A 24790-nucleotide genomic window follows, 5' to 3' on the forward strand; every position below is an offset into this window, starting at 1 on the left:
AAATAGGATTGTTTCACACTAAAATTAAAAAGGGGCGTATTTGATACGCCCCTTTCTATAGTATATTTTGATTGGTATGATTAAGTAAAACGACGCATACTTAAATTGGCGATGATATTTTCAGCATCTTGCCAACGAGTTTTTGAGTCATTTGCCCCCAATAACACCACGATGGCAGGACGGTTGGCAACGTTGGTTTCAAAAACCACACAATTGCCTGCTTCACGGATATAGCCTGTTTTTGACAAGCCGATATTATATAAGCCATCACGCACCATATAATTGGTACTACGAGCAGCAACACTACGAAAACCTGATTTTAGGTTATTGACATAAAACTGACGGCTTGGCGTGGTACTAAACTGACTAATCAAATTATGTTTATAAGCATAGCGTGCCAAAATTGCAAGGTCACGAGGTGATGCCACATTGCGTGAATCCAATCCCGATGGGTCATAATAGCGAGTTTGGGTCATTCCCAATTCACGAGCCTTGCTATTCATACGTGCGATAAAATTGTCATAACCCATTGGGTCGGTACGTGCCAATGCTTTGGCAGCAGGGTTTTCAGACTTCATCATCATCATTAGTAGCATTTCGGCACGGTTCAGCTGATCACCTGCTTTTAGGCGGTCACTGCCTGATTGTTTTGGGGTTTTAAAATCCAATGAACTAATAGTTAACATATCATTCATGTCTGCCCCAGATTCTGCCACAATGACAGCCGTCATCAACTTACTAATTGATGCAATTGGACGAGCCACATCGGCATTTTTCTCATAAATCACTTGCCCTGTTTGAGCATCAAGCACCAATGCCCCTTTGGAATTGGCATAATATGCCCCCGTACCTTGGCTTGGTTTTGACCAATTTGGATTATAGTTATCTTCTTCACTCCACGAAGTAGCTGAAGAATTCCCCCAATCTTGTGTGGTATTGGCTGATTTTGGTGTGTTGTACATAATGGCACGGGCTTTATCCAAGCCACTTTGCCCACCCCAACTAATTTTGGCTTGCCCGCTACTTTGATACGCTAACTCAGCTTGAGCCTGTGTACCGACCAACGCCACTAACGTTGCGACCAAGGTTTTTTTCAAAATTGACTTCATAATGCGACTCTCTTAACACAGGGGTTGAAATAACACAACAACACATTGATAATACAATAACTATCTGAAATATAAAACTGGCTATACCTTAAAACCATACAGCACAAATTATAACCATCAAAAAGTTACTAATTTTAACAAACCCAAACTTTTCTACTCATCAAATTGACAAAAATTTCGTTCAGTTACTCATTGTTACACGATGATTTTAGCATGCTGATTTATTAAACACACCCCATAATCCGATAACTGGCTGATAATTCTACAAAATAAAATAAAAAAGTTACAATTGATTAAGATATCTAATATGACTATCGATAATGTTGATAAACCAAACCCTTATCACAACTGGGCATAAGAGCAACGTTATCGTTCATGGGGTGTGCGTATTATTTTGCTAACATCAAAACCTTGCGATTTGGCAGTTGCTAACAGATTTTGATAGGTGGCTTCACTCATAGTTGGCGTGCGAGATAAAATCCATAAGTATTTGTTATTCGGCGTGCCAACCAAGGCATATTGATAGTTTTGGTCTAAATCAAGCACCCAATAATCCGCCTTGCCAATCGGTAATGAGCGTAAACCTTTGGGTAAAAAAGTCACTTTTAATTGACTGCCAGTTTCGCCATTTTTGGTAGCCTCACCAATGCTTTGCATGGACTTACCATCTTTACCGATACATTGGTTATTGACTTCGACTGCACCGTTTGATTTGAGTGTATAAGTGGCGGTGACATCGCTGGCACAATTACGCTGAAAGAACATCGGCAAACGTCCAATTTCGTACCATTTTCCCATATAGCGGTTAAGGTCAACACTGGCGACCGCTTGCGGTTTGCCTTGTCCTGTGGGTTTTGCAGTAGCTTTTGTCGTTGGTGTCGTTGAGCAAGCTGTTAAGGCAATTGCTCCACTGATAAGCGTACCGATAGCTAACATTTTTTTTGATATCATCATAATTTCCTCTGGTATAGTATTGATAAGTAGTAAATAATTTACACCAATTCGCTTTTTATCATATTGTCATTATGCTAGTGTAGCATTAAAGGAAACAAAACTTTAGGAAAACCCATCAATCAACCTTATCCCTGCCACGCCCACTGCCCCACACTGCCACGCTGTCGGCAAATCATCCGCCGACACGCCCCCCAAGGCAAATACAGGTACATCGCTCAATCTTGCCAACTCAGCAAACGCTTGCCAGCCCATACCGCTTTGCTCTGGGTGAGTTGGCGTAGCTAAAACAGGCGATAAAAAACACCCCATCACGGTATGCGTTTTTGCCAAACCATTTAATTTGCTTAGGCTATTTTGGTCATGGCAACTGAAAAAATAACGCAACTCTTTTGGTAAATTAGCCAAATCTAAACCAATTAACTGCTGATGGTTAAGGTGAATAATGGCATTGGAAAAATCAAATGCTTTAGCAAAATCTTGATAAACCTGCCATTGAATCAAAGGCAGGATATCGGGTCGTTGCTGTAATAACGCTTGAGTCAATGAAAAATGGGTTTGACTATCGGTTTGTGGGCGGATGTAAAAATTAGCATTATGCGGTAATGTTTTGGTATAAAAATTAAGCCAATCTTCGTTAGTATCAAATTTATCCAAACTTTGACTGATAAAAATCGTGTTTGGCAAAGTCAGCCAATCCAAAATCCTGACGTTAGCTTCGGGCAATGGGTATTTTTTGGCGAGTAAATCCGCCTTGCTTACCCATGTTATCAACTGCCCTTCTGTGCCTATGTCATGTTGCAAACTGTCAAATTGGGCTTGCGTCACTGCAATGTTAAAAATATGCAATGCCACCGATTTATCAAGCTTTTCATTGTCAAAGTAATCGTGACGGATGATGCCCATGTTGATAATTGGATTATTGGCTAAATCACAGCCAATTTCTTCTAATACCTCACGGATTAAACCTTGTTTTGGGCTTTCATTAGCTTCGATTTTACCACCGACAAATTCATAACGATTGCCTCGGTGCTGATGGGCTTGGCGATAGCCCAATAGATACTGGTCTTGGTAATGGATTACCGCCACAGCAACATCAATGACTTTAATTGGCTTTGACATTATTTCCTCTTAACAATTCGTTTAACAATCTGCCTGCAATTATAAGCTAAATTAACTGGCTTTTTTATCAAAAAATTTGCAAAACCACTTGACGAAATTTAAAATTTAAATGATAATCATTATCAATTAAGACAAACAACAATTTACTGTATTTTAGTCAAGTTGTTTTACTAGCCCTAAGGAGTTCGCCATGTACCATCTACTTAACCGTGTATTACCCCAAGCTCAGTCTGCTTTACCAACGCTACAATCCAATCATTTATTTGCCATGAGCAAAGAAATCCGTATCCAACATGAGGGGGAAGAATATCGATTGCGATTGACTCGTAATAACCGTTTGATTTTGACTAAATAATTCTTATAAGCTATTTATGATTAAAAGACAGGTTATAATACGGTAAATTTTCGAAACAAAAGTTTTTTAAATTCGCAGATGAGACAACCCCATTTAACCGATAAAAGTTTGTTTGTAGAATACTCAGTTGCTTGGCTTGTTAAGTGTAGAAGGCTTTGGAAAAATTGTAAAAGAAAGTTAAATTCAAGTTTACAAATGGTGAATTTAGCTTTCCTTTGTTTGCTTTTGAAAAGATTATGAACAGGATCTTAGACTTTTTATTTAATGGAAAATGATAGCAGCCCTACTATAAGCTATAAGCATTTTTCAGAAAACGTTACATTGTCCAATAACGTTGATACTCATCAACTGTTAATGTATGATTGGCTTGGCTCGCCATAAGTGTGGCGATGTTTGCATTACTAATGGTTACACCTGAATCTAAATGCACAGATTCAACTTGATTGCTAGTATTGCTAAACCAATCTGTAACAGTAATACTATCTGATGTACCTTTAATTGAAATAAGCAAATTCGTACCGCTTTGCTTAAAACCAATATCACTCATGGTTAATGAGCCATGTAAATTGATAGTGTCTTTACCACCAACATCAGTCACTTTCTCAACACCATCACCAATGCTAAATTCATAAGTGTCATTACCCAATCCACCAATAAGCGTATCGTTACCTTTACCACCAATCAGTACATCATTTCCTGCTTGACCATCCAAGATATTTACACCTGTATTACCAGTTAGAATGTTATCTAATTGGTTACCAACGCCTTTATAGCCTGAAGTACCTGTTAGTATTAAGTTTTCTACTTCATTCGGTAGCGTGTAATCAAGCTTGGAATAGACAGTATCATTACCTTCTGAAGCTAGTTCAACCACTTTATCACCACTTTGGTCAACATAATAAGTATCATTGCCCTGTCCACCATACATAGTATCTGAGCCTGCACCACCATCCAAGGTATCATTCCCTTCATTACCATATAGAATATCGTTACCGAGATTACCGAAGATTTTGTCATCACCCTTATGACCATAAAGGGTATCAACATACCAACTACCATTGATAACGTCATTGCCACTTTGAGCATGTACCGTACCACCAAACGTTGGGGCAGATAGGTTCATGTCTTTATAGGTGATGTTAATTGGTAGTGTAGTAACGGTGCTTAGACCTACATGGTCAGTAGCTTTAATCAATATATTGAAACTCTCGCTACCTATCGGTGCATTCCCATAAATTCGACCTGTGCTACTATCAAATGTCAGCCAATTTGGTAATGCTAAACCTGTATCTGTGGTAGCTGTATAGGTGAGTTTAGAGCCTTCAGGGTCAGTAAACTTAGTTAAATCTACTTTATAGTCAATGTTAGACCCTTCAGCAACGTTTTGTACTGCCAACTTACTACCACCTGTTGGTGCTTGATTTGGAGCAAAATTAACATCAATTGGCTGATTTAGTAAGCCACCCAAATTATCTTTGACTTGTAATGTTAAACCTACAATAGTAGGTGTGCCAAGTGGTGCAATGCCAGTCAGTTGACCAGTGCCACTATCGAACTTTAACCAAGAAGGCAGTGGTTGACCATCTTTCAATGTTAATTGATAAGTCAGAGCATTGCCTTCTAGGTCAGCAAATTTGCCTTGCGTAAGATTATAGCTAAACGTCTCACCAGTAACCCCAGTGAGCGTAGGTTGTGACTGTGTCATGACAGGTCGTTGATTGATAGTAACAACAAAATCATCTGACACCGACTGACCTACGTTATCTGTAGCGTTTAACTTTAACGTAATGTTGGTTTCACCGTGTGGGGCTATCCCTGTCAACCTCCCTGTTTGGTTATCAAATTGCATCCAACTTGGTAAGGGCTGACCATTTGCCTGTTGAACTGTATAAGTTAAAGTCAATCCTTCAGGGTCATTTGCGACAGGAAGTTGTAAGTTAATACTTTCGCCTTCTTGCACTAATACATCAGCCATCGTTCGATTAAAGATAGGGGGTTGATTGGGTGAATAATGCAATGTAATAACTTCACTGGTCGATAACCCTGCTATATCATCAGCAGTGACTTTAATTGCTGTTTGGGTGACACCCAATGGGGAAACACCTGATAATACCCCTGTTTTAACATCATAATGTAGCCAATTCGGTAATGCCGAGCCATCTGCTTGAGTTACCTGAATCGTAAGCACCGATTTTTCTGGGTCAGAATAACGAGTTGGTTGGAGGTCTGCTAACATTGCCACACCTTGGATAGCGACAATATCAGTCAGAGGCACTGACATCATTGGTGCTTGGTTGGCTGTCACATTGAGGACAAAATTATCATTCGTTTTGCCACCTTGCCCATCATCTGCTGTTAAAGTAAGCTCAAGCTTGCCAGCATAGTTTAATGGCGGATTTGCAATCAATTCGCCTGATTGTGAATTAAAAGTTAGCCAATTTGGCAGTGCAGTACCATCTGCCAGAGTTAAATGATGCGTTAATGCTTGATGTTCGGGGTCAGCGAAAGTATTGTTAACTATGTTAGTGGTTAAACTTTCTGCTGATATCACTGTTAAGTCTGATATTGCTTGAACAAGCTTTGGACGTGCATTGACGACAATATCAAACTGGTTACTAGTGGTCTTGCCAACCACGTCAGTAGCGGTTAGGACTAAGTTTAATTTTTCAGCGTTGCTTGGAGTAGTCCCCGTTATTTCACCCGTTTCATTATTAAAATGTAACCAACTAGGCAGTGGTGCACCTGTTGCTTGTTTCACGTCAAATGTTAGTGGTGAACCTTCTGGGTCTTTATAATTATCAATAGGTAATTGAATGTGTATATCATTACTTTCTTGTAGTAGCACATTGTTCATGGCTTGGATGAAGGTGGGTGCTTGGTTAACTGCAAAATGTAGTCCAATAGTCTCAGAACTTGTCAAGCCAGCTACGTCAGTTAGAGTAACTTTTATAGTTAGTCCTTCAACATCTAAAGGTGCTGTACCTAGCAGTTTACCCTTTGTCGCATCAAAACTCACCCAATTAGGTAAGTTACTACCATCTGCCAATGTGATATTGAACTTTAATGGCTTACCTTCGGGGTCTTGATAGCGAGCGAGATTGATATCGTATTCAAAACCAACTCCTTGAATGGCTGTCAATGGGTTTGAATTGGTTGTAATGATAGGTGCTTGGTTATCACGAGTTGTCAATGTTACCGTTTCAGTAGTTTGTAGACCTGCGTTATCTGTAGCAATAATCTTTATGCCAATATCTGCACTACCTAATGGGGCAACGCCTTTGATATGCCCGGTGCTACTATCAAATAGCATCCACTGGGGCAAGGCACTACCATCTGCTTGTGTTACAGTAAATGCCAATGCTTTGCCCTCTGGGTCAACATAACGAGCCAGTGCCAAGTCAAAGTCAAAGGTTTCAGCTTCAATGGTGCTGAATGGAGACAATGGATTATCTATTTTTGCAGGCTGATTATCAGCAATGGCTAACGCAATACTCCCTGTTACCGCACGCCCAGAGGGGTCAGTTGCGGTAACAAGCAGTTTAATATCTGATGCACCAACAGGCGGTATGCCTGATAAAGCTCCTGTCATTGTATCAACTTTTAACCATGCAGGTAGGGCTGTGCCGTCAGTTGCTTTTACATTAAAGGTCAGTTTGTCGCCATCAGTATCTTTAAACTGGCTATTTAGATTGTAAGAAAAATCTAACGCCTCAACGGTTGTTAAGTTGGTAATGCTGGTATTAACTGTTGGAGCATAGCTTGGCTTGCCCCCATTGGCTAAATAATCAATGTAGGTTGCTGTCCAGACATTGCCATCTGAAAACTGTATGCTATCAACTTTATTATCAATGTTGTTAACAAGCGTTGCATAGTAGTTGCTGATGATGATTTTATCGGTTGTGCTATTGGCAAAGTTGATGATTAAGTCAGTATTGTTTTTGCTAATGATAGCTTCTTTTTCTGTGTAGCCTGAGATTTTTATGGTATCAATTGCAGTAGTGACATCAGTAAATATCATAGTGTCTGTGCCATCACCTTTATTAAATACGTATGTATCGTTTCCCACACCACCGTTTAGTGTGTCATTGCCTTCAAATCCAATTAAAGTATCGTTGCCACCGAAACCTAACAACAAATCATTACCAACATTACCGACGATTTTGTTATCCCTATCATCACCCTCTATAAAACGACCTTTACTTAACATCTGGTTATATGACAGTATCACTCCATCTGAGAAAACAACAGGAAAATCGCTTGTAGAGGATTGGTACGGAATATAAGGAATAGTGATACTATCGCTATCCCCATATTTAATAACAGTGCTTGGGTTAATGGGCGAGCTTATCAACACGTTATCAGTTGATTTCACATCGGTAAATCGAATAACCATCATGCCGTCAGTATCATTAATAGTATCTTGTCCATCGCCCTTACTAAATACATAGGTATCTAGATTATCACCACCAATTAATAAGTCATTACCTTTCCCACCAATTAGGGTATCTTTACCTATCCCTGCACCACCATTAAGAACATCATTTCCACCATTGCCGATAAGTAAATCATCATCGTAACCACCACTGATATTTTCAGCAGAATCATTACCAATGACGATATTTGCTAAGCGTAGTATTTGGTCAGTGCTGAAAGTTACACCATCGCTAAAAGTTAGCGTTGCCTGTTTATTAGTAGCGTAGCTTAAAAAGTTCAATAGATTGATACTATCAGTAGCTGTGTATTTAATGAGGATATTTGATTCACCGTCACGTACAGCTTGAATCGGGTCAGTCGATTTAACATCATTTAAACGAATATTAAAAACGCCATCTCCTTGACGTAAAGTAGATTCATCAATTGTATCTTGTCCGTCACCTTTACTAAAGACGTAGGTGTCACTACCTATGCCACCTATCAATATATCATTTCCAGTACCACCAATGAGTGTATCGTCGCCCTCACGAGCATCTAAGGTGTCATCCCCTGCCTTACCAATTAAAATATTATCGTAGCGGTTACCAATTAATTGGTTAGCACTGTCATCACCTTGGAAGGTATTTGCAAGCTTAATAAGGTCAGCAATACCTATTACTGTGTTATCACTAAAGTGCAAAGACACGTTAGCATTAATAGGATAGTCAAAGAAACTAACTAAACGAATACTATCAGTGACACCATATTGAATTACCAAATCGGCAGTATTATCACGAAATGCTCTGATACCCTCACTGGCACTGACATCTGTCAACAGAATTTGATAGACAGCATCGCCTTGACCTAAGACTGATTCATCAATGATATCTTGACCATCACCTTTGCTAAAAAGATAGGTATCAAAACCTAGACCACCTCTTAGGGTGTCATTGCCTTGACCACCTTTCAAGATATCATGACCGCTGTAGCCATTAATGATATCGTTGGTTGCTGTTCCTATGAGATAATCATTATATTCAGTACCAACACTGGCGAATTTTGCCAAAAACTGCTCTTTAGTCATCGTTACGCCGTCACTAAAGATAAATGTAGTCGTCTGATTCTGATTAGGGGTTAGAAAATTAACTAAAGTCAGTTGGTCGCCTTCACCATTGGCATAGCGTACTAACAAATCTGAATTGTATGGTTTAGTAGAAATAGGGTCAGTAGACTTTATATCTGTGAATCGAATGACATTGTTACCTTCAAAATCCTCAATAATATCCTGTCCATCACCTTTGCTAAAGATGTAGGTATCATTACCCATACCGCCACGAAGGGTATCCCTACCTATACCACCAATAAGCGTATCACTGCCATCAAAACCTTCTAATAAATCATTACCAGCATTACCAATTAGATAATCATTTTCATAACTACCAAATAGTTGATTGTCGTTATTACCTCCAACAATCTTGTGAGAAACTGCTAACAGTTCATCCATACTCCAAACTATACTATCACTAAACATGATTTTTGAAGTCGAAGACTTGGATAAATTATAGAAATTCACTAAACGAATGCTATCACTATTACCATAGTTGATAATTAAGTCTGCATTACCATCACGAGTGACTTGTAAATTATCAGTTGATTTAACATCAGTAAAACGGATAGTAAAATTGCCATCACCATTGTAATTTTCATCTAATATATCTTGTCCATCGCCTTTACTAAAGATATAGGTATCGTTACCCATCCCACCAATCAAAATGTCACGACCTGTGCCACCCACTAAAATATCATCGCCTTGTCTTCCATCTAAAAAGTCGTCGCCAGTATTACCGATAATATAGTCTGCGGTATCTGTGCCTGCTAAGTTATCATTACCTGTTGAACCCATTAACTTATTGGATAAAGCTGTCATTTGCTGTGACGTTAAACGTACGCCATCACTAAATTCAAAATAAGCAGGCTGTTTGTAATAGCCAAATCCTTGTGGGTTCTCAAAAAAACCTTCTAGCAATAAGTCATCTTGATTGCTGTAACGGATGAGTAAGTCATTGGTATTAACTCGTAGCACATCCACCAAAGCTGTTGAAGCCACATCGGCAAACTTCACGATATTGCTACCTTCTTTATCAACGTAGGTATCATGCCCATCGCCAGTGTTAAAAATATAGGTATCATTGCCTGAATTACCAAACAGCCTATCATTGCCTTTACCACCTATCAACACATCATCACCTAGACCTGCATCAATAAAATCATCTCCCCAACCACCCACAATGACTTCGGATTGTGCAGTACCTACTGTCTGTGAGTATTGACTCATCAATACTGGCAAATTATTTGCGATATCAACAGCACGCAGGGTATAGTCACCTGTAATATTCTGTGAACCTACTGCAACAAAGTAATCACCTGTTTTTGGTGCAGTAAAAACGACATTGCTTGGTGGTGCAGGATAACCATTTGGTGAGCTATTCACATAATTGCTATTACTGTCAAACAGCCCTTGGATATAAATCGCATTAGGCACTTGCGAAAGATTCATTCCACTTGATAGGTTGAATTGGTAAGTAGTCCCTGCGATAAGACTAACTTTAATCCAATCAACATCATAAGGTGCATCAATCGTACCATTATAGCCTGTGCTAGACATATTGGCAGTTGTGGTCGAATTATTGCTAACATCTGGCATAACCGTAGATTCCTTCTAAAAGAATTTTTGAGTGTAGTAAATAGACTTTATATAATAGTGGTACTCATTTTATTGAGTGGCATGAAAATTACTGAAAAAGTTAGGTAGCAACCTTGTTTTCATCAAAATAAATTAAAAGGTTTATGGAAAAATCTTAAAAATTTATTCTATATTTTTTGATATATTCAAGCAATCTTTCGGTAAGATAATAGCAAAATAAAATTTATTTAAAAAGGATAGATTAAAATAAAGCGACATATTGTGTCGTTTTATTCTGATATTCTGATTTGCTATAGTAAATCTTAAATTAAAGTGAACAATGAATAAAACAATCCACTATAGCACTTATACATTAATCAACAGTATTTTATGTATTAAATTCATTTTATCGAAAATAGCGAAAATTGAACCGTACCAAGATTATCGAAGACCTCAAAATCTGAGAGAATACTGACATGAAAGGGCTCGCCGCATCTGTTAGTACGACTGGTGCTTCTACTTCGGGCATAGCCCTACGTCTTGCACTCGGACAAAGCAGTACTTTGCTTATCCTCGCTCAGACAATGCCCTCACTCAAAGCGTGAATGGGTTATATAAAACGGAGGTGATTGACTATTTTAAACCTGAATGGGACTGTAGATATGTCTTTGCACCCATTATAAGAATAACTTGCGCAAATAAATTTTACAAACAAAAATTCTGACAATCTTCGGCTAAGTGTGTTAAAGTTAATTATCTATACATTACCATTTAATCTAACAAAATTCCCTATCAATGTCCATTTATCAACTCAAACGCCAATTCCAAAACCAACTCCGCCCCATCAGTGACCAACTGGTACAGCAAGGGGTTACGGCTAATCAAGTGACTGTGTCTGCTGTGGTATTAAGCGGTGCGACTGCCTATGTGATTGCTTATCAAGCCGATAAAAACCCTGCCCTATGGTACGCCCTGCCTATCAGCCTGTTTGTGCAGATGGCGATGAATGCCATTGACGGTATGATGGCAAAGGAACATGGACAAGCCTCAACCCTTGGGGCATGGCTCAACGAAGTCGGCGATATCGTCTCTGACCGTATGTTAATCGGCAGTCTATCGTCCCATTTAACTCAATATCAGCTATCCCAATATTCGCAGGATTTAGCAAGAGTACAAGCTTTGACATTTGCCACAGAGCTGGTCGCTATTGGTAGTCAGCAACTTGTTAATCAACGAGCCAATCAAGGACCGCTTGGCAAGAGCGACAGAGCGTTAGAGCTAGGCGTGATTGGTGTGCTATCGGGTTCTGGGTTTTCGCTATTGCCGTATGCCCGTTATTTATTTTTGGCGAATCAATTATTACTTATCAAGACCATTGCCAATCGCCTTCAATTTATTGCCAGTCAATATTGGCAACAACAATATCTTGAGCAAAAACAACGACTTTTAACAGAAAACCCTATTGAGAAATCTATGACAGTAAATCAGTTAACGATTAAAGAAACCATCAGTTGTTTTAATAGCTATGACGGCACGGCGATATTTTATCGCTATTGGCTAGGCAAATCATTGGACGACATCCAAGCCAATGCCAGCGATGAGAAAATCGTGATTTTATTGCACCGAGGGCATGAGCATTCAGGGCGATTGATCGAGTTGGCTCATGCGTTTGTGCAAGCAGGCTATCAAGTGTTTGCGTGGGATGCTAGGGGCAATGGGCGTTCTGGCGGTGAGCGTGATGATGCCGAGAACTTTGGGCAGTTGGTACGAGATTTGGACGAATTTATCCATATCGTCAAAGCCCAAACCCACACCACCACCGAGCAACTGTTAGTGGTGGCAAGCAGTCTAGGGGCGGTTATTGCAAGTTCTTGGGTGCATGATTATGCCCCAACGGTACGAGGCATGATTTTGGGAACGCCTGCTTTTGCGATTCGCCTGTATGTGCCGTTTGCTCTGCCTGCGTTAAAAGTCGCCAAAAAAATCGGCTTGATGTCGAAAGTATCAAGCTATGTCAAAGCCAAAGTGTTGACCCATGATGACGTTGCCGGGCAAGCCTACAACGATGACCCGTTGATTTCGTCAAGTATTTCAAGGGATTTGCTGATTGATTCATTACAAACAGGCAAACGCTTGGTCGATGACGCAGGGGCGATTGTCACGCCGACCTTTATCTTATGTGCAGGTAAAGATTATGTGGTGGATAAACAGGTGATTCGAGATTTTTATGAAACCATTCGCTCACCCATCAAGCGTTGGGCGTATTATCCAGACAGCTATCATGCGATTTTCCATGAAGTCAATAAACAGCAAGTTTTTGCTGAGTGTATCGACTTTGCCAATGATGTGTTTGCTAAGCCGTTGTCGCAAGTCGATTTGCAGAACGCAGACAAGCCCAAAAGCCAAGCCGATAGCTACAGTAAAGACCGTGTCGATAGATTGGCAGTCAAAGGGTTTAATCCGCAATTTGCCTTGACCAAGCTTGCGATTCACAAATTTGGACATATCAGCGATGGCGTGGCAACAGGGATAAAACATGGCTTTGATTCGGGCAGTTCGCTAGAAAAAGTCTATCAAAATCAACCCCAAGGAAAAAATCTATTTGGCAAAGTAGTGGATAAATTTTATCTCAATAACATCGGTTGGCGGGGTATTCGCATTCGCAAACAGCATTTGCTAGAACTTGGACAGTTGGCATTAGACAATCTCAATCATTTGGATAAAACTGGCAACGATGCAACCATCAAGACAACCATTAAGGCAACCATCAAGGCAGTCGATATCGCCAGTGGCAATGGCTATTATATGTTTGAGCTTGCCAAAGCCAACCCAACGCTAAATGCTGAATTGCGAGATTACGACAGCCATAATATTGAAGTCATGAGCCAAAAAGCCCAAGAGTTAGGCTTTAATGACCGAGTAAAAGCGGTGCAAAAAGATGCTTTTGAGGCAAAAAGCTATACCGATAAAGCCCAATATCAACTGGCAGTCGCTTCTGGCGTGTTTGAGCTGTTTACAGACAATGATAAAGTCAAAACGGCGATACAAGGGATTTATCAGCAGTTAAGCGAAGGGGGCTATTTTATCTACACCAATCAGCCGTGGCATCCTGAGCAAGAATTTATTGGTAAAACGCTCAATAGCCATCAAGGTAAAGATTGGGTGATGCGTTGCCGTAGCCAAGCCGAAATTGACCAATTAGTTACGAATGCAGGCTTTGAAAAAGTCACCATGCGAATTGATGAATTTGGGATTTTTACCGTATCGTTAGCAGTGAAAAAGCCATTGGCGGTTAAAAAGTAACTTTTAAGCATGAATGCCCCAACTTTAACCCCCAAACCTTTTAACCGTGCCATGCTATTTTCTGGTGGTGGGCTACGTTTTGGCTATTATTTGGGTATGTATCAGGCCCTATGCGACCATGATAAACAGCCTGATATCATCTTGGCAAGCTGTGGCGGTGCGTTCGTGGCAGGGCTATTGGAAGTAAGCCAAGACAGCAAGCAAGCGTATGAGCGACTGATAAGCCGTGAATGTTATGAGATGCTGTGTCGTATTGAGCCGAACCGCCCAAAACGACCGACCGACTATGCCTTACCTGCATTGGCTAGATATCTCAATAGCTTGGTGAACAGCCATGCCAAAATGCGATTGGCTCACAACCTTTTGTCTTCCCATAGGCTATCTGCTGATAAACTTTTGGCAAAACTTCACGCCCAAAGCCTAGCCCATATCAAGGACGAAAGCGATCGCCATCCGCTATGGCATTGGCAAGATTATTCCCCAAATACGGATTTTAACAGTATTATCCTCAGCAGTCGGTTGTTATCAACTTACCAACATCAACCTTGGCAGTGGCAACTAGTGTTACGCACCAGCCATTCAGCGTTGGCGGATAAGTTGGAAAATTTGTCATTAAGCAATGTCATGGCAAATTACCATGTGGATAAAATCCATCCCACACATTATATCACTGCCGAGATGCCGTTGCCGATTGCGGTGCGTGGTTCTATTTCGGATATGTATTACCTACCGCCCATGACTTGGCAAGGGCAAACCTTGATGGGCGGTGTGCTAAACCTTACGCCCATAGAGCTGGCTTGTCAGCTTGCCGATACGGTATATGCAGAAACCAAGGCAGGTTATGATGGGGTGTTGGCAGAACCTGCGATACAAGATGTGTTTGGCTTTTCGCCCAATCACCGCTTGGCTCATGTGCATGATTACCAACATCCTCATACCCAAATCCATTGGCTAAACACAGCAGATAATGGCAAGCATATCCGCCCAGTCATCGCCAAAAAACTGCGACTTCGCCAAGGCTATATTGATGTGAAACGCCCTGATTATGCGACCTTTCAAGCGATTATGCGTGAACAATACGATTATGGCTATGAGCGAGCCAAAGATTATTTGGGTAAAATATAATGGGTGATTCTGACTGGTTAATGCTGATACCATTTTATACGTTAGGTATGATTGGCATTATTTATTTAGGGTTTGAAATGGCATTATGGCTTATTAATTTTATCCAACAAAAATTAAGTAAAAATCCATATGAATAATCATTTAATCATCATTGGCGGTACAAGTGGCATAGGGCTTGCCTTGGCGAACTGGCATTTAAGCCAACAGTGGCAAGCAACCGTGATTGGCAGTAATGCTGACAAGATTGCGAATTTACCCCAATCATTACTGCAAAATCCTTTATTTACTGCCATCACCTGTGATATTAGCGACAACATCGCAAGGGGAAAATTGTTTGATAAACTATCACAACAGCCGTTTAATCGACTAATTTATTGTGCAGGAAAATATTATAACGAACGTCAACAAAATCTTAGCCAAGATGAAAGCCAACGTATGCTTGCGGTGAATTTGCAGGCGTTTCAAGCGGTGTTTAGTTGGGCAAGTGACAGGTTACAGACAGTCGAGAGCTCAGACAAACATTTGATTGCGATTGCGTCCGTTGCAGGGCTATTGGATTTTGCTCACGCCAGTTTGTACGCCAAATGCAAACGAGCCATGATAGCCAGTTGTGATGCGTATCGCTTGGGTTTACAGCCCTTTGGCATAAAAGTCACTTGCATCGCTTCAGGGTATATTGATACCCAAACCCTACGCTCACTGAATAATGGCGATGCCAGTCATAAACCGCACCTTATCAGTGAAGAGCAAGCCGTCACAGAAATTGTTCATGCCATTCGGCAAAATATCGCTTTGCATATTTTCCCAAAACCGATGAAACGCACCATTTCGCTGTTATCCATGTTGCCAAAACCGCTTTTAGACAAGGTGATGGCATTGCAATACCGCCATCAAGACAGTCAAGCAAAATCAAGTGAAGTAAAACCAAAATAAAAAGCATCGTAGTATGGGCTAGCCGTCATTTTGGCGTAACCCACGGATAAATAAGGATTATTTTTAATTAATGAACTAGAAGGGAATATGTTAACAGGGATTTTTTGAGGTAAATTTTCTGTTACTTCTCTTATACCATCAAATCAACCACAGCCGATAAATCAGCCAAAACACAGGCACACTGAGTAGTAAACTATCAATTCTATCCATGATACCGCCATGCCCTTTGAGCCATTGCCCCATGTCTTTGACCCCATGACGGCGTTTGATGGCGGATTCGAGCAAATCGCCCACTATCCCAACACTGGTCAACAGCCAAGTAAGCCCAAAAATCTGTGGCAAGTTAAAAGGTGTCAGTAACCGACCAATCGGCAAGCAGATAATGGCGGTAAGAATTGAGCCAAATAAAGCCCCTTCGATGGTCTTATTCGGACTGATGGTCGGTGCAAGTTTACGTTGAAACAGCTTATGCCCCAACCAACGTCCCATCAAATATTGCCCAATATCATTGCTTTGAATTGCAAAAATCACGAATAACAAAACTCCCAGTTTGGCTTGATGATTGAGTAGCCCACCCAAATCCAAAAAGCTCACGATAAACAGCACAAATACCACGACAAATAAGCCATCCAAGTATTTTTGCAAAATCCGTACTTCTTTGAACACCCATTCCGACTGAAAAGTGGTCACTACCTTTAAAAAAGATATCCAGCCGTTCTTGCAACAACTGGACACTTTCACGATTAGGCAGTAAATTTTTGCAAAACAAAAATTCATTTTTTAACAATGCGATTTTTTCTTAGCGATTCACCTTTAAGTTCAATCAAATCCGCGCGATGAACAATACGGTCTAAAATTGCATCAGCTATACTACTGTCTTCAAAAAAACCATGCCATTTTTCAGTTGGAAACTGACTGGTAATCATTAAACCACCAGTTTTTGACTGTTCATCAATAATCTCATGAAAAGTTGGGCATAGACTTGCATCAATGCCACCGAGTCCAAAATCATCAATGACCAGCAGGGTTGGTTTCATATACTTTTATTTTGTCTTATTAATTGAACCATCAAGCGTTGATAGATGTAAATCCTCAAACATTTGGTTAGCAGTAACAAACAAAGTTTTTATTTCCAGCCTGCACGCTTGACTAGCAAAAGCACAGCCAAGCCACGTTTTCCCAGTCCCAGTTGCCCCTGTAATAATTAGTGAATGATTGTTTTTTATCCACTCACAATCGAACAAATGACTGATATCAGAGCGTTTTAACAGCCGAGAAGCTGAATAATCAATATTCTCAAGCCGTGCATCACTGTATCGAAGTTTTGATGATTTTAACAGATTTTGAATCCGATTATTATGACGCTGATTGATTTCAGTATCTAACAATAAATTCAAAATTTCATAAAAATCATAATCTTGATTCTTATAAGTTTGAAAATTGGATTCAAGATTTTTAGCAAAGTGGCTCAATTTTAAAAACTTTAGTTTATCATAGACGACAGAGTTAGACATGAGCCAGCCCTCCTACTTTGAAATAGTCCGCTCCACGTACATTTTTATGCGTATCAAAGTAACTATCAGCATTTGCAGATTTTTGCTTTTGTAGATATGATTTGCTTTTAAAAATGCTTGTTAAACGGTCAATACTATAAATTTTTAATTTTTGTGCATATTCAAAGCCTTGTTCAATATCGACTGGAGAGATTTTTGTATCAATCAACAACTTTTTGAGTTGATTGAGTTTTTTAAGATTGTTCGCATAGTTACGCTTGTTCTCGAGCATATAGTCAATGCTGTCAAATGTCGCTTCACCAATATCCATTGCCCAATTTAACAAGCGGTCAGGCTGTAAGTCTTCATGGATTTTATGATTTTCAGGCATATGTTCATATTTGATGCTGTGTCCTTTAGTTTTGCGTTCATGAACAGCGATAGATTGACGTTTTAAAAATATTTCAACCACGTTTTCAGTAATTTTGACATCAACTTTTTGACTGATAAATTGATACGGTACAGAATATTCAACATTATCAACGCTAACTGTGTAAAACTCAGTCACTTTGACATCATGTACCCAATCACTAATCTGAAATTCATGCTCAGACAAAGGTGTTAGCAAGGGTTTATCAATATTAAGATAAGACTGATACCGTCCTTTTGGAAAAGTCTTTGTTATCTTGTTGTTTAGTAGTGCTAATTCTTCTTGCAGTGTTGCATTGAGTTCAGGCAATGAAAAAAACTTACGATTGCGTAGTTTTGCTAAGATTGTCATTTGCACAATTCTAACTGACAGCTCTGCAAGGCTTTTATCTTTTGGTGTGCGAGGTCTTGCTGGCATAACCACAATTCCGTAGTGGTCGGCAAGTTCAGCAAAAGAAGGCGTAATTGTGATACCTTGATTTGAGTGTTTCAATACAGCGGATTTTAGGTTATCTGTCACTAATTTTTGTGGTGTACCACCATAAAATTCAAACATCTTAATATGGCATTTTTGCCAATCCTTGATTTTTTGTGAAGGCACAGCATAGCAAAATATATACTGTGATGCAGATAATACACCAACAAAAATTTGTGCTTTGATTATCACTTCTCCAGTTTTTTGACAGTAAATTGGCACAATCCGACCGCAGAAATCAACTTCGACAAATTCTCCAGCTTTGTAGAATTTTCTTTTTGAAGGTGGTAATTTGTTAACAAATTCGTTATAAAGCTCGCAAAATCGTGAGTATGCAAGTCCATTTGCATTGGCTTCACGATACTCACGCCATAACAGTTCTAATGTTACATCGGGTTTGGATTTCTCCTCTTGGATGTATGCCCAATCAGGATATTGCTTTTTCTGACGATTTGCTTTGGCTCTGCGAATACCCAACTGATTTTCAAAATCAGTATCGTTACACTGAAGTAATTGTTCGGATGGTAAAATGCTTTTTTCAAGCATTGACTGGACTTTTGAGACAGTTGTCGGTGAGACCTTCTCATTTCGTCCGATTTGGCGAAAGCTCATATCTTTTGATAATTGCATGACGATGCGACGAATCGCACGGGTTGGTAAATTCATGATGAATTCCTCTTTTAAAGTTACGAATGAAAATTAATGTCATCGCCTACCGCCCTAAGACAGTAGGCGATTTTGTAACAATTTAAGAGGATTGCAGAGGTGACCACGCTTGACAGTATTAAGCAATGACCCCATAATAAAAGTATCTGTTAGTTCCAATTAATAGATACCCTGTGCAACGGTTGTAGCTCCAACTACAATCGTTGTGCAATCCTATTTTCTTTCAAAATAAAAAGATAGCTTAACTGGCTTTCATATTACCCTCCTTATTTAGTTGTTTTTCAAAACGTTTTTGTTCTTCATCTAAAACTTTAGCAATAAAACCTGAGAGCGACTGATAGTTTTCAGTCGCTCTTTGTTTTGCCCAGTTTTTGAGCTGTGTAGGAACTTTGACATTGATTTGTTCAGTTTGAAGCATGCGATACTCCGTATTTCGTCACTTTGTTGATAGCGATTAATATATCAGTAACTATATTATACATCAAGTGTTTTTATAAAATAATATTAAAACAATATTTTTTATTATATTTTAATATTTTTAGCGGGGTAATTTAAGCTATAATATTGAATAATATTATTTTTCCATCATTTTTAATATTTTTCTAATATATTTTAACAAGGGTTGGCTATGTCTGATGATGTTCAAGTAAACTTGCGTTTGCCTATTACGTTAAAAGAGAAGATTCACGATGCTGCAAGAGAAAATAACCGTTCATTAAATGCGGAGTTAAATGAACGTTTGATTAATTCCTTTGTAACAATGCAAGATAATTATTCAAATGTGGTTGAGGCTGTGTTGGAGTTAGCCAGTCGTTTTCAGGTTTCCGATAGGATTTCTGATATTAAACAGCGATTGGATTTTTTGCTAGAAGAGATACGAGAGATTCCACACACCCCTTATTTCACGCCTTCGTTAATCGCTGCTAAGTTGGGCTATGAGTATGCCAGTGAGACGGAGAAATGGTTTAAAGGGCAGGCAGAGCCGTCTTTTAGTCAGTTAAAGCAGTTGGCTCATTTTTTTGGTTGTGATGAGAGTTGGTTGCAGTTTGGCATTGGTAAGCCATTTCCAACTAAGCGTCAATCCAGTTTTCATCAGGTAGTGGGCGTAGTAGATTTTTGTACTACTCCTGATGATGGCTATGATAAGGTAAGTGAGGTGTTATTTATTCGCAATGATTCTACTGCTGGGGAGTTGTTGATTGTAAAGGTATTTGATAGCTATCGTTGTCAGGTATATCAAACCTCGGTGCATTTGAGTGATGTTGTGGGAGCGACTGGGACGAGATATCGTGCTGTGGTGACGTTGGTATTGGAGGCGTTTTTTCGTAGTCAGTGGAAAACCAAGGCAAAGAGCTTTTTGGTACAGCCTGCGATGTATGATACATTGATTAGCGGTCAGCAAAATGCGTTGCGGACGTTGGCTCGGTATCATTTTTCGACTTGGATGGATGATATTTGGGATAGGTCAATGTATGAGAAGGATACGATTGATTATTGGGAGGGGTGGCAGGATTTGTGTTTTGCGATTGCGTCTGATATTGAGAGAGATAAGGGGATGAATGAGGATAAGGCGATGATTAAGAATGGGAATCATGAGGCGACTACGTTGTTGAATGAGCGGTTTTATCAGTTTTTTGATTGATTTTTGATTTCCTGTTTTATTGATGTCTTGCTGGAAAAATATAATGGATAAATCTAAAATTTTATTTTTAATCAATTGGTTAGGTGGTTTTGGCGTGTATGGCGACTTATGAATTTAAGTCGCTTTTTTATTGTAAACATTTTTTCTTATTTTGGATAAACGGTAGTTTATTTGTCATAAGGTTATGATATATTATTTTTGTTGACTACTGTTTTTTGGAGATGCCAAGTTGAAAGGTTATCAGTTTTTTGCGTTAGCGTTGGTTATGATGAATCTTAATGGCTGTGATAAAAATGATTCAAGTCGCTCTCTTGGTAGTTATTTTGAGGGGTTGCCTTTTTTTTCTAATCCTTGTAATAGTTTACATAAAGTCACTAGTCGAGATGATTTATTAAAGCAACTATATGAGACTGCTTATAAAGACGACTGCCTTTATAAAATAACCGCATCAGAGTTGCAAAATATATGGCAAGTACCAGTATCCGATAATAGCTTTCGTCGACAATACACAAAAGAACAGCTAGATAAAGATTATAGCTTAAATCTCTATCCTAACAAGTCCCCATTTGAATTTTATGTTTTTTATTATCCTGAAGGACAGGGGTTAATAGGTTTATCACTAACGAGAGATGCTTGGCGGTCTGGACATTACACGCTTTTTCCCGAAGGAGATTTCCCTAATTTTTTGGGGCAACCAACAAAAATTTATAGCACAGTAACTTATCCTGGTTGGAGATATGTAAGAACTCCTTATCAACCAGAAAATGGAACTAATATTCAAAGGTACGGGGGCTATAGCTGGCTTTCAGGATTTCCGTATTATAGAAAAATGGAAGCTGATACTCAACCCAACAGTGAGGTATTATATTTTAGCTTTCGTAATTCACATGACTATAACAACTATAGATAAATTGGCTAACAAGGAGCTACTATAATGACAAATCAAATTAACGAAGTTTCAAGAAGAGAACTTGAAAAATTGGGGTTTAACCAAGACCAAATAAATACAATAAATTTGGTACCTGAACTGGTTAACCAAATCAACCAATTTCATACTGGAAATCCATTAAACCCTTTTGATGGTGGACATTTTGTCAGAGGTGAGGCAGGGGCTGGGTATATAGTTGGAACTGGAAACATAGAAATCAACCCTGACAACAATAATTATATCAAAATCAAAACTATTGCTCATGAACTTGGGCATGCTTTAGGAAAACAACAAGATGTAATTTATAACCAAGGTGCAACTAAATTTGCTGAATCCATGGTGAAATCAGAAGGCGATGCTGTCTTAAACGAATATAATATTATTCAAAATGCAATTGAAACAAATGGTTCAAACCTGCGTATTGGAATGTCTAATACCCAGCATTTAGATATTAAAGGTGATAGTCTGTACAATAGAATTCATTCAATGAAGCAAGCTGGTATGGATGAAGGAGCTATTAGAAAGTTTATTTGTCAAGAATATGGTGACTATGGTGAATTTAGCACTAGTGATACAGGTTTGAATTATTTCGAAAATTATATTTGGCAATATTTTGATATGATTGATAAGGGATTAAAAAGTAGTTATTTTGAAGTTACAGGAGAACAGCTTAATTGGGACAATCACAGCAAACAAATTACTGGCATGATTAAAAATCATCTATATGGTGAATTGGAATCTGATAATTTAAATGCTAGTGTAAAAGGATTGTCAGAGGGGGCACTAATATATGGCGATAAAGGCAAAGATATACTAATCGGCAGTACATTTGATGATATTATTTTGGGTGGGTCAGAGAATGACCAAATAGATGGAAAAGATGGATTTGATAAATTAAGCGGTGATAGTGGTGATGATGAAATTCATGGTGGTAGTGGTAATGATGTAATTTATGGTGGAACTGGTGGAGATGCACTATATGGTGAAGGTGATAATGATACCTTATTTTTAGCGACTGCATTAAAAGATGATAATTTGTATAATTTAGAAATTTATGCTCATGATGATTTGTCCACTAATTATGCAAAAGGAGGAGAGGGTAATGATACGATATATGGTTCAGATGGTACAGATGTAGTTTATACAGGCACTGCTATAAGAACTAGTGATGAAGGCTCTACGAATACTGTATATGGATTTAAAGGCAATGATGAAATTGTTGGTGCAGCAGGAATTGATATCTTGTATGGCGGTCAAGATAATGATTTATTAGAAGGTGGTAAGGGGCAAGATAAACTGCATGGTGGTGAAGGAGAGGATGTATTGGATGGTGGAGCAGATGAGGATGAATTATTTGGTGATGAAAATAATGATATTTTAAATGGTGGATATGGAAAAGATATTTTACATGGAGGGAATGGAAACGACACACTCTATGGAGGACATAGTATTACCCAAGGGCATGACAATAACGCCCAAAACGAACTTTACGGCGAAGATGGCAACGACACCCTATACGGCTCAGGTCGCCTAGAAGGCGGTAAAGACTTCGACACCTACTTCGCATACGACACTGCAATCATCAAAGACGAAGACGGACAAGGCAAAGTCCACATTGAACTTAATGGCTCACCCACCCTACTTACAGGTGGTACACACAAACTCGGAGCAGACGACAATACCTATGAAAGTACTGACGGTAAAATTACCTATATTTGGGATAAACAAGCCAAAACACTAAAAATAAATGATAACCTTACCATCGAAGACTGGGAAAATGGGCAATTAGGCATCAAACTCACTACAGGGCATGATATTGCTTTCGTCATTGATGTCAGTAATAGTATGGATGACGACATGAGAGCAGTCGTTAACGAAGCCAGTAGAATCACTAATGCCCTATTTAACATAAATGATACCTCAAAAGATAACCGCATCGCTATCGCAACCTATGAAACAAATACTTCTATCTTACAAACTTTCACCAACCAAGATACAGTAGCAGGTAAAGTTGCTGCCTTTGACCAAGCAGTCTCAAGCTTGCCTAGTATGGTAAATGGTGGCACAGAAAATATATTTCATGCTTTATATGATGTACTAAAAGGTAAAGTAGGAGAATGGCGAGAAGATGCCACCTCTCGCACCATATTTGTCATTGGGGATGAACCTGGTGATGATACAGACTTAGCAGCCCAAGTATTTGCCCTAGCTAAAGATATCGGAGCTACCGCCAATATTAATACATCAGCTAGAAGTATGAACATGATGAATGTTGCTAGCTACGATGTCACTTTCGCAGATAATATGCAGATAAAGTCACCACTGAATGTTACCATTAAAGCCATTAGTATTAATAACCCAGCAAAATTTGGTTATAATATAGACTATATTGCTAGTGCAAATAATGCTAAAAGCTATCATGCACAAGGTGCTAGTGATATTGTCGACGTTATTGTTCAGGCAATAACTGATATTAGCCTTCAAGAGAATAATCTATTATTAGGAACAGATGGCAAGGATACTCTTTATGGCAAAGGTGGACAAGATGAGTTGCATGGAGGAAAAGGAGAAGATATTTTAGACGGAGGAAGTGATAATGATAAACTCTTTGGTGAGGCAGATGATGACCAACTAGATGGTGGAGACGGCGATGATATCCTCGAAGGAAATGGTGGAAATGACAAGCTAAAAGGAGGCGATGGTAATGATAATCTTCAAGGTGGTGAAGGAAATGACAAACTTCAAGGCGGTGAAGGAAATGATACCTTAGAAGGAAATGAGGGTAACGATAATTTAAATGGTGATGTAGGTGCTGATAAATTACTTGGTGGTAATGGTGATGATACGCTTGATGGCGGTGAAGGAGATGATGTTCTTCAAGGAAATGATGGTGATGATAAACTAACGGATATATCAGGAACAACTGACCAATTGACGATTAAAGATTTCTTCTTGGGCGGTGAAAATGCTGGGGCAACTATTAATTTTGCCAGTGGTGGTAGTTTAACTAGTGAGCAAATTTTTGGGGCGTACGGCTTAACCAATCCAAGCCCAAGTACCAATACAGCGACTGACTATCAATCATCATTATCAACGATGTTGAACTTGATGAGTGATTATAATAAGTTAAGCCCATTGGCGAATGAGTCAACGGTATTGTAAT

At 39.2% G+C, this 24790-nt stretch carries 15 protein-coding genes and 2 pseudogenes; 9 read left to right on the forward strand and 8 right to left on the reverse strand.

Translation table 11 applies throughout. The features are described 5' to 3' along the window. Positions 1-80 precede the first annotated feature (80 nt). From ACK1U4_RS03315 to ACK1U4_RS03325, 3 genes are all read right to left on the reverse strand, one after another. On the reverse strand, positions 81-1109 hold the full coding sequence (locus ACK1U4_RS03315) for a D-alanyl-D-alanine carboxypeptidase family protein (protein WP_419399950.1): 1029 nt from the start codon (positions 1107-1109) through the stop codon (positions 81-83). Positions 1110-1475: 366 nt separating this feature from the next. Next, the gene (locus tag ACK1U4_RS03320; protein WP_419399951.1) at positions 1476-2060 is read right to left on the reverse strand and encodes a lipocalin family protein; all 585 of its coding nucleotides are present in this window, start codon (positions 2058-2060) and stop codon (positions 1476-1478) included. Between the two features lie 105 nt (positions 2061-2165). After that, positions 2166-3182 (reverse strand): NUDIX domain-containing protein, encoded by a 1017-nt coding sequence (locus tag ACK1U4_RS03325; protein WP_419399952.1) that lies wholly within the window; start codon positions 3180-3182, stop codon positions 2166-2168. 190 nt (positions 3183-3372) lie between these two features. On the opposite strand from ACK1U4_RS03325, the gene hemP reads away from it, so the two are divergent. Together hemP and ACK1U4_RS03335 are read left to right on the forward strand one after the other, a co-directional pair. Then, positions 3373-3537, forward strand: a complete 165-nt coding sequence (gene hemP, locus ACK1U4_RS03330; RefSeq protein WP_419399953.1) for a hemin uptake protein HemP — start codon at positions 3373-3375, stop codon at positions 3535-3537. Between the two features lie 108 nt (positions 3538-3645). Further along, positions 3646-3777 (forward strand): annotated as a pseudogene (locus tag ACK1U4_RS03335) (IS5/IS1182 family transposase); the annotation flags it as partial. A 76-nt stretch (positions 3778-3853) separates the two neighbouring features. On the opposite strand, the gene ACK1U4_RS03340 reads toward ACK1U4_RS03335, so the two are convergent. Continuing rightward, a complete protein-coding gene (locus ACK1U4_RS03340; RefSeq protein WP_419399954.1) occupies positions 3854-10654 on the reverse strand; it encodes a putative Ig domain-containing protein in 6801 nt (2266 codons plus the stop codon). 774 nt (positions 10655-11428) lie between these two features. Here ACK1U4_RS03340 and ACK1U4_RS03345 point away from each other — a divergent pair. Genes ACK1U4_RS03345 through ACK1U4_RS03360 form a run of 4 tightly spaced genes read left to right on the forward strand, consistent with a single transcriptional unit; the run spans position 11429 to position 15994 of the window. Continuing rightward, positions 11429-13936, forward strand: coding sequence for an alpha/beta fold hydrolase (locus ACK1U4_RS03345; RefSeq protein ID WP_419399955.1), 2508 nt, complete (start codon positions 11429-11431; stop codon positions 13934-13936). A gap of 9 nt (positions 13937-13945) precedes the next feature. Continuing rightward, positions 13946-15061 (forward strand): patatin-like phospholipase family protein, encoded by a 1116-nt coding sequence (locus ACK1U4_RS03350; RefSeq protein ID WP_419399956.1) that lies wholly within the window; start codon positions 13946-13948, stop codon positions 15059-15061. After that, positions 15061-15198 (forward strand): hypothetical protein, encoded by a 138-nt coding sequence (locus tag ACK1U4_RS03355; protein ID WP_419399957.1) that lies wholly within the window; start codon positions 15061-15063, stop codon positions 15196-15198. Before ACK1U4_RS03350 ends, ACK1U4_RS03355 begins: the two co-directional genes overlap by 1 nt. Next, on the forward strand, positions 15191-15994 hold the full coding sequence (locus ACK1U4_RS03360) for an SDR family NAD(P)-dependent oxidoreductase (protein WP_419399958.1): 804 nt from the start codon (positions 15191-15193) through the stop codon (positions 15992-15994). The genes ACK1U4_RS03355 and ACK1U4_RS03360 overlap by 8 nt, the downstream gene beginning before the upstream one ends. A 138-nt stretch (positions 15995-16132) precedes the next feature. On the opposite strand, the gene ACK1U4_RS03365 is transcribed toward ACK1U4_RS03360, so the two are convergent. From ACK1U4_RS03365 to ACK1U4_RS03380, 4 genes and pseudogenes are all read right to left on the reverse strand, one after another. Further along, positions 16133-16771, reverse strand: a complete 639-nt coding sequence (locus ACK1U4_RS03365) for a phosphatidate cytidylyltransferase (protein WP_419399959.1) — start codon at positions 16769-16771, stop codon at positions 16133-16135. Further along, positions 16768-17508: pseudogene (gene istB / locus ACK1U4_RS03370) on the reverse strand (IS21-like element helper ATPase IstB). The gene ACK1U4_RS03365 and the pseudogene istB overlap by 4 nt, the downstream one beginning before the upstream one ends. Next, entirely contained in the window at positions 17501-19057 is a 1557-nt protein-coding gene (gene istA / locus ACK1U4_RS03375; protein WP_419399960.1) for an IS21 family transposase, read from the reverse strand. Before istA ends, istB begins: the two are co-directional and overlap by 8 nt. Positions 19058-19298: 241 nt before the next feature. Beyond that, positions 19299-19475, reverse strand: coding sequence for a hypothetical protein (locus tag ACK1U4_RS03380; RefSeq protein WP_419399961.1), 177 nt, complete (start codon positions 19473-19475; stop codon positions 19299-19301). A 210-nt stretch (positions 19476-19685) separates the two neighbouring features. On the opposite strand from ACK1U4_RS03380, the gene ACK1U4_RS03385 reads away from it, so the two are divergent. The 3 genes from ACK1U4_RS03385 to ACK1U4_RS03395 all read left to right on the forward strand — a co-directional run bounded on the left by ACK1U4_RS03385 (position 19686) and on the right by ACK1U4_RS03395 (position 24789). Continuing rightward, positions 19686-20699 (forward strand): Arc family DNA-binding protein, encoded by a 1014-nt coding sequence (locus ACK1U4_RS03385; RefSeq protein WP_419399962.1) that lies wholly within the window; start codon positions 19686-19688, stop codon positions 20697-20699. A 229-nt stretch (positions 20700-20928) separates the two neighbouring features. Beyond that, positions 20929-21609, forward strand: coding sequence for a hypothetical protein (locus ACK1U4_RS03390; RefSeq protein ID WP_419399963.1), 681 nt, complete (start codon positions 20929-20931; stop codon positions 21607-21609). A 24-nt stretch (positions 21610-21633) separates the two neighbouring features. After that, the gene (locus tag ACK1U4_RS03395) at positions 21634-24789 is read left to right on the forward strand and encodes a VWA domain-containing protein (protein ID WP_419399964.1); all 3156 of its coding nucleotides are present in this window, start codon (positions 21634-21636) and stop codon (positions 24787-24789) included. Position 24790 lies beyond the last annotated feature (1 nt).

This window comes from Moraxella sp. TY6, from assembly GCF_048551375.1.
GTDB lineage: Bacteria > Pseudomonadota > Gammaproteobacteria > Pseudomonadales > Moraxellaceae > Faucicola.

What these genes read in the sequence shown, in the direction of transcription:
- ACK1U4_RS03355 (WP_419399957.1), top strand. Translation starts at nt 15,061, where the DNA reads ATGGGTGATTCTGACTGGTTAATGCTGATACCATTTTATACGTTAGGT.
- ACK1U4_RS03395 (WP_419399964.1), top strand. Translation starts at nt 21,634, where the DNA reads ATGACAAATCAAATTAACGAAGTTTCAAGAAGAGAACTTGAAAAATTG.
- ACK1U4_RS03365 (WP_419399959.1), bottom strand. Translation starts at nt 16,771, where the DNA reads ATGAATTTTTGTTTTGCAAAAATTTACTGCCTAATCGTGAAAGTGTCC.
- ACK1U4_RS03325 (WP_419399952.1), bottom strand. Translation starts at nt 3,182, where the DNA reads ATGTCAAAGCCAATTAAAGTCATTGATGTTGCTGTGGCGGTAATCCAT.
- ACK1U4_RS03385 (WP_419399962.1), top strand. Translation starts at nt 19,686, where the DNA reads ATGTCTGATGATGTTCAAGTAAACTTGCGTTTGCCTATTACGTTAAAA.
- ACK1U4_RS03380 (WP_419399961.1), bottom strand. Translation starts at nt 19,475, where the DNA reads ATGCTTCAAACTGAACAAATCAATGTCAAAGTTCCTACACAGCTCAAA.
- ACK1U4_RS03320 (WP_419399951.1), bottom strand. Translation starts at nt 2,060, where the DNA reads ATGATATCAAAAAAAATGTTAGCTATCGGTACGCTTATCAGTGGAGCA.
- ACK1U4_RS03350 (WP_419399956.1), top strand. Translation starts at nt 13,946, where the DNA reads ATGAATGCCCCAACTTTAACCCCCAAACCTTTTAACCGTGCCATGCTA.
- istA (WP_419399960.1), bottom strand. Translation starts at nt 19,057, where the DNA reads ATGAATTTACCAACCCGTGCGATTCGTCGCATCGTCATGCAATTATCA.
- ACK1U4_RS03315 (WP_419399950.1), bottom strand. Translation starts at nt 1,109, where the DNA reads ATGAAGTCAATTTTGAAAAAAACCTTGGTCGCAACGTTAGTGGCGTTG.
- ACK1U4_RS03345 (WP_419399955.1), top strand. Translation starts at nt 11,429, where the DNA reads ATGTCCATTTATCAACTCAAACGCCAATTCCAAAACCAACTCCGCCCC.
- hemP (WP_419399953.1), top strand. Translation starts at nt 3,373, where the DNA reads ATGTACCATCTACTTAACCGTGTATTACCCCAAGCTCAGTCTGCTTTA.
- ACK1U4_RS03360 (WP_419399958.1), top strand. Translation starts at nt 15,191, where the DNA reads ATGAATAATCATTTAATCATCATTGGCGGTACAAGTGGCATAGGGCTT.
- ACK1U4_RS03340 (WP_419399954.1), bottom strand. Translation starts at nt 10,654, where the DNA reads ATGCCAGATGTTAGCAATAATTCGACCACAACTGCCAATATGTCTAGC.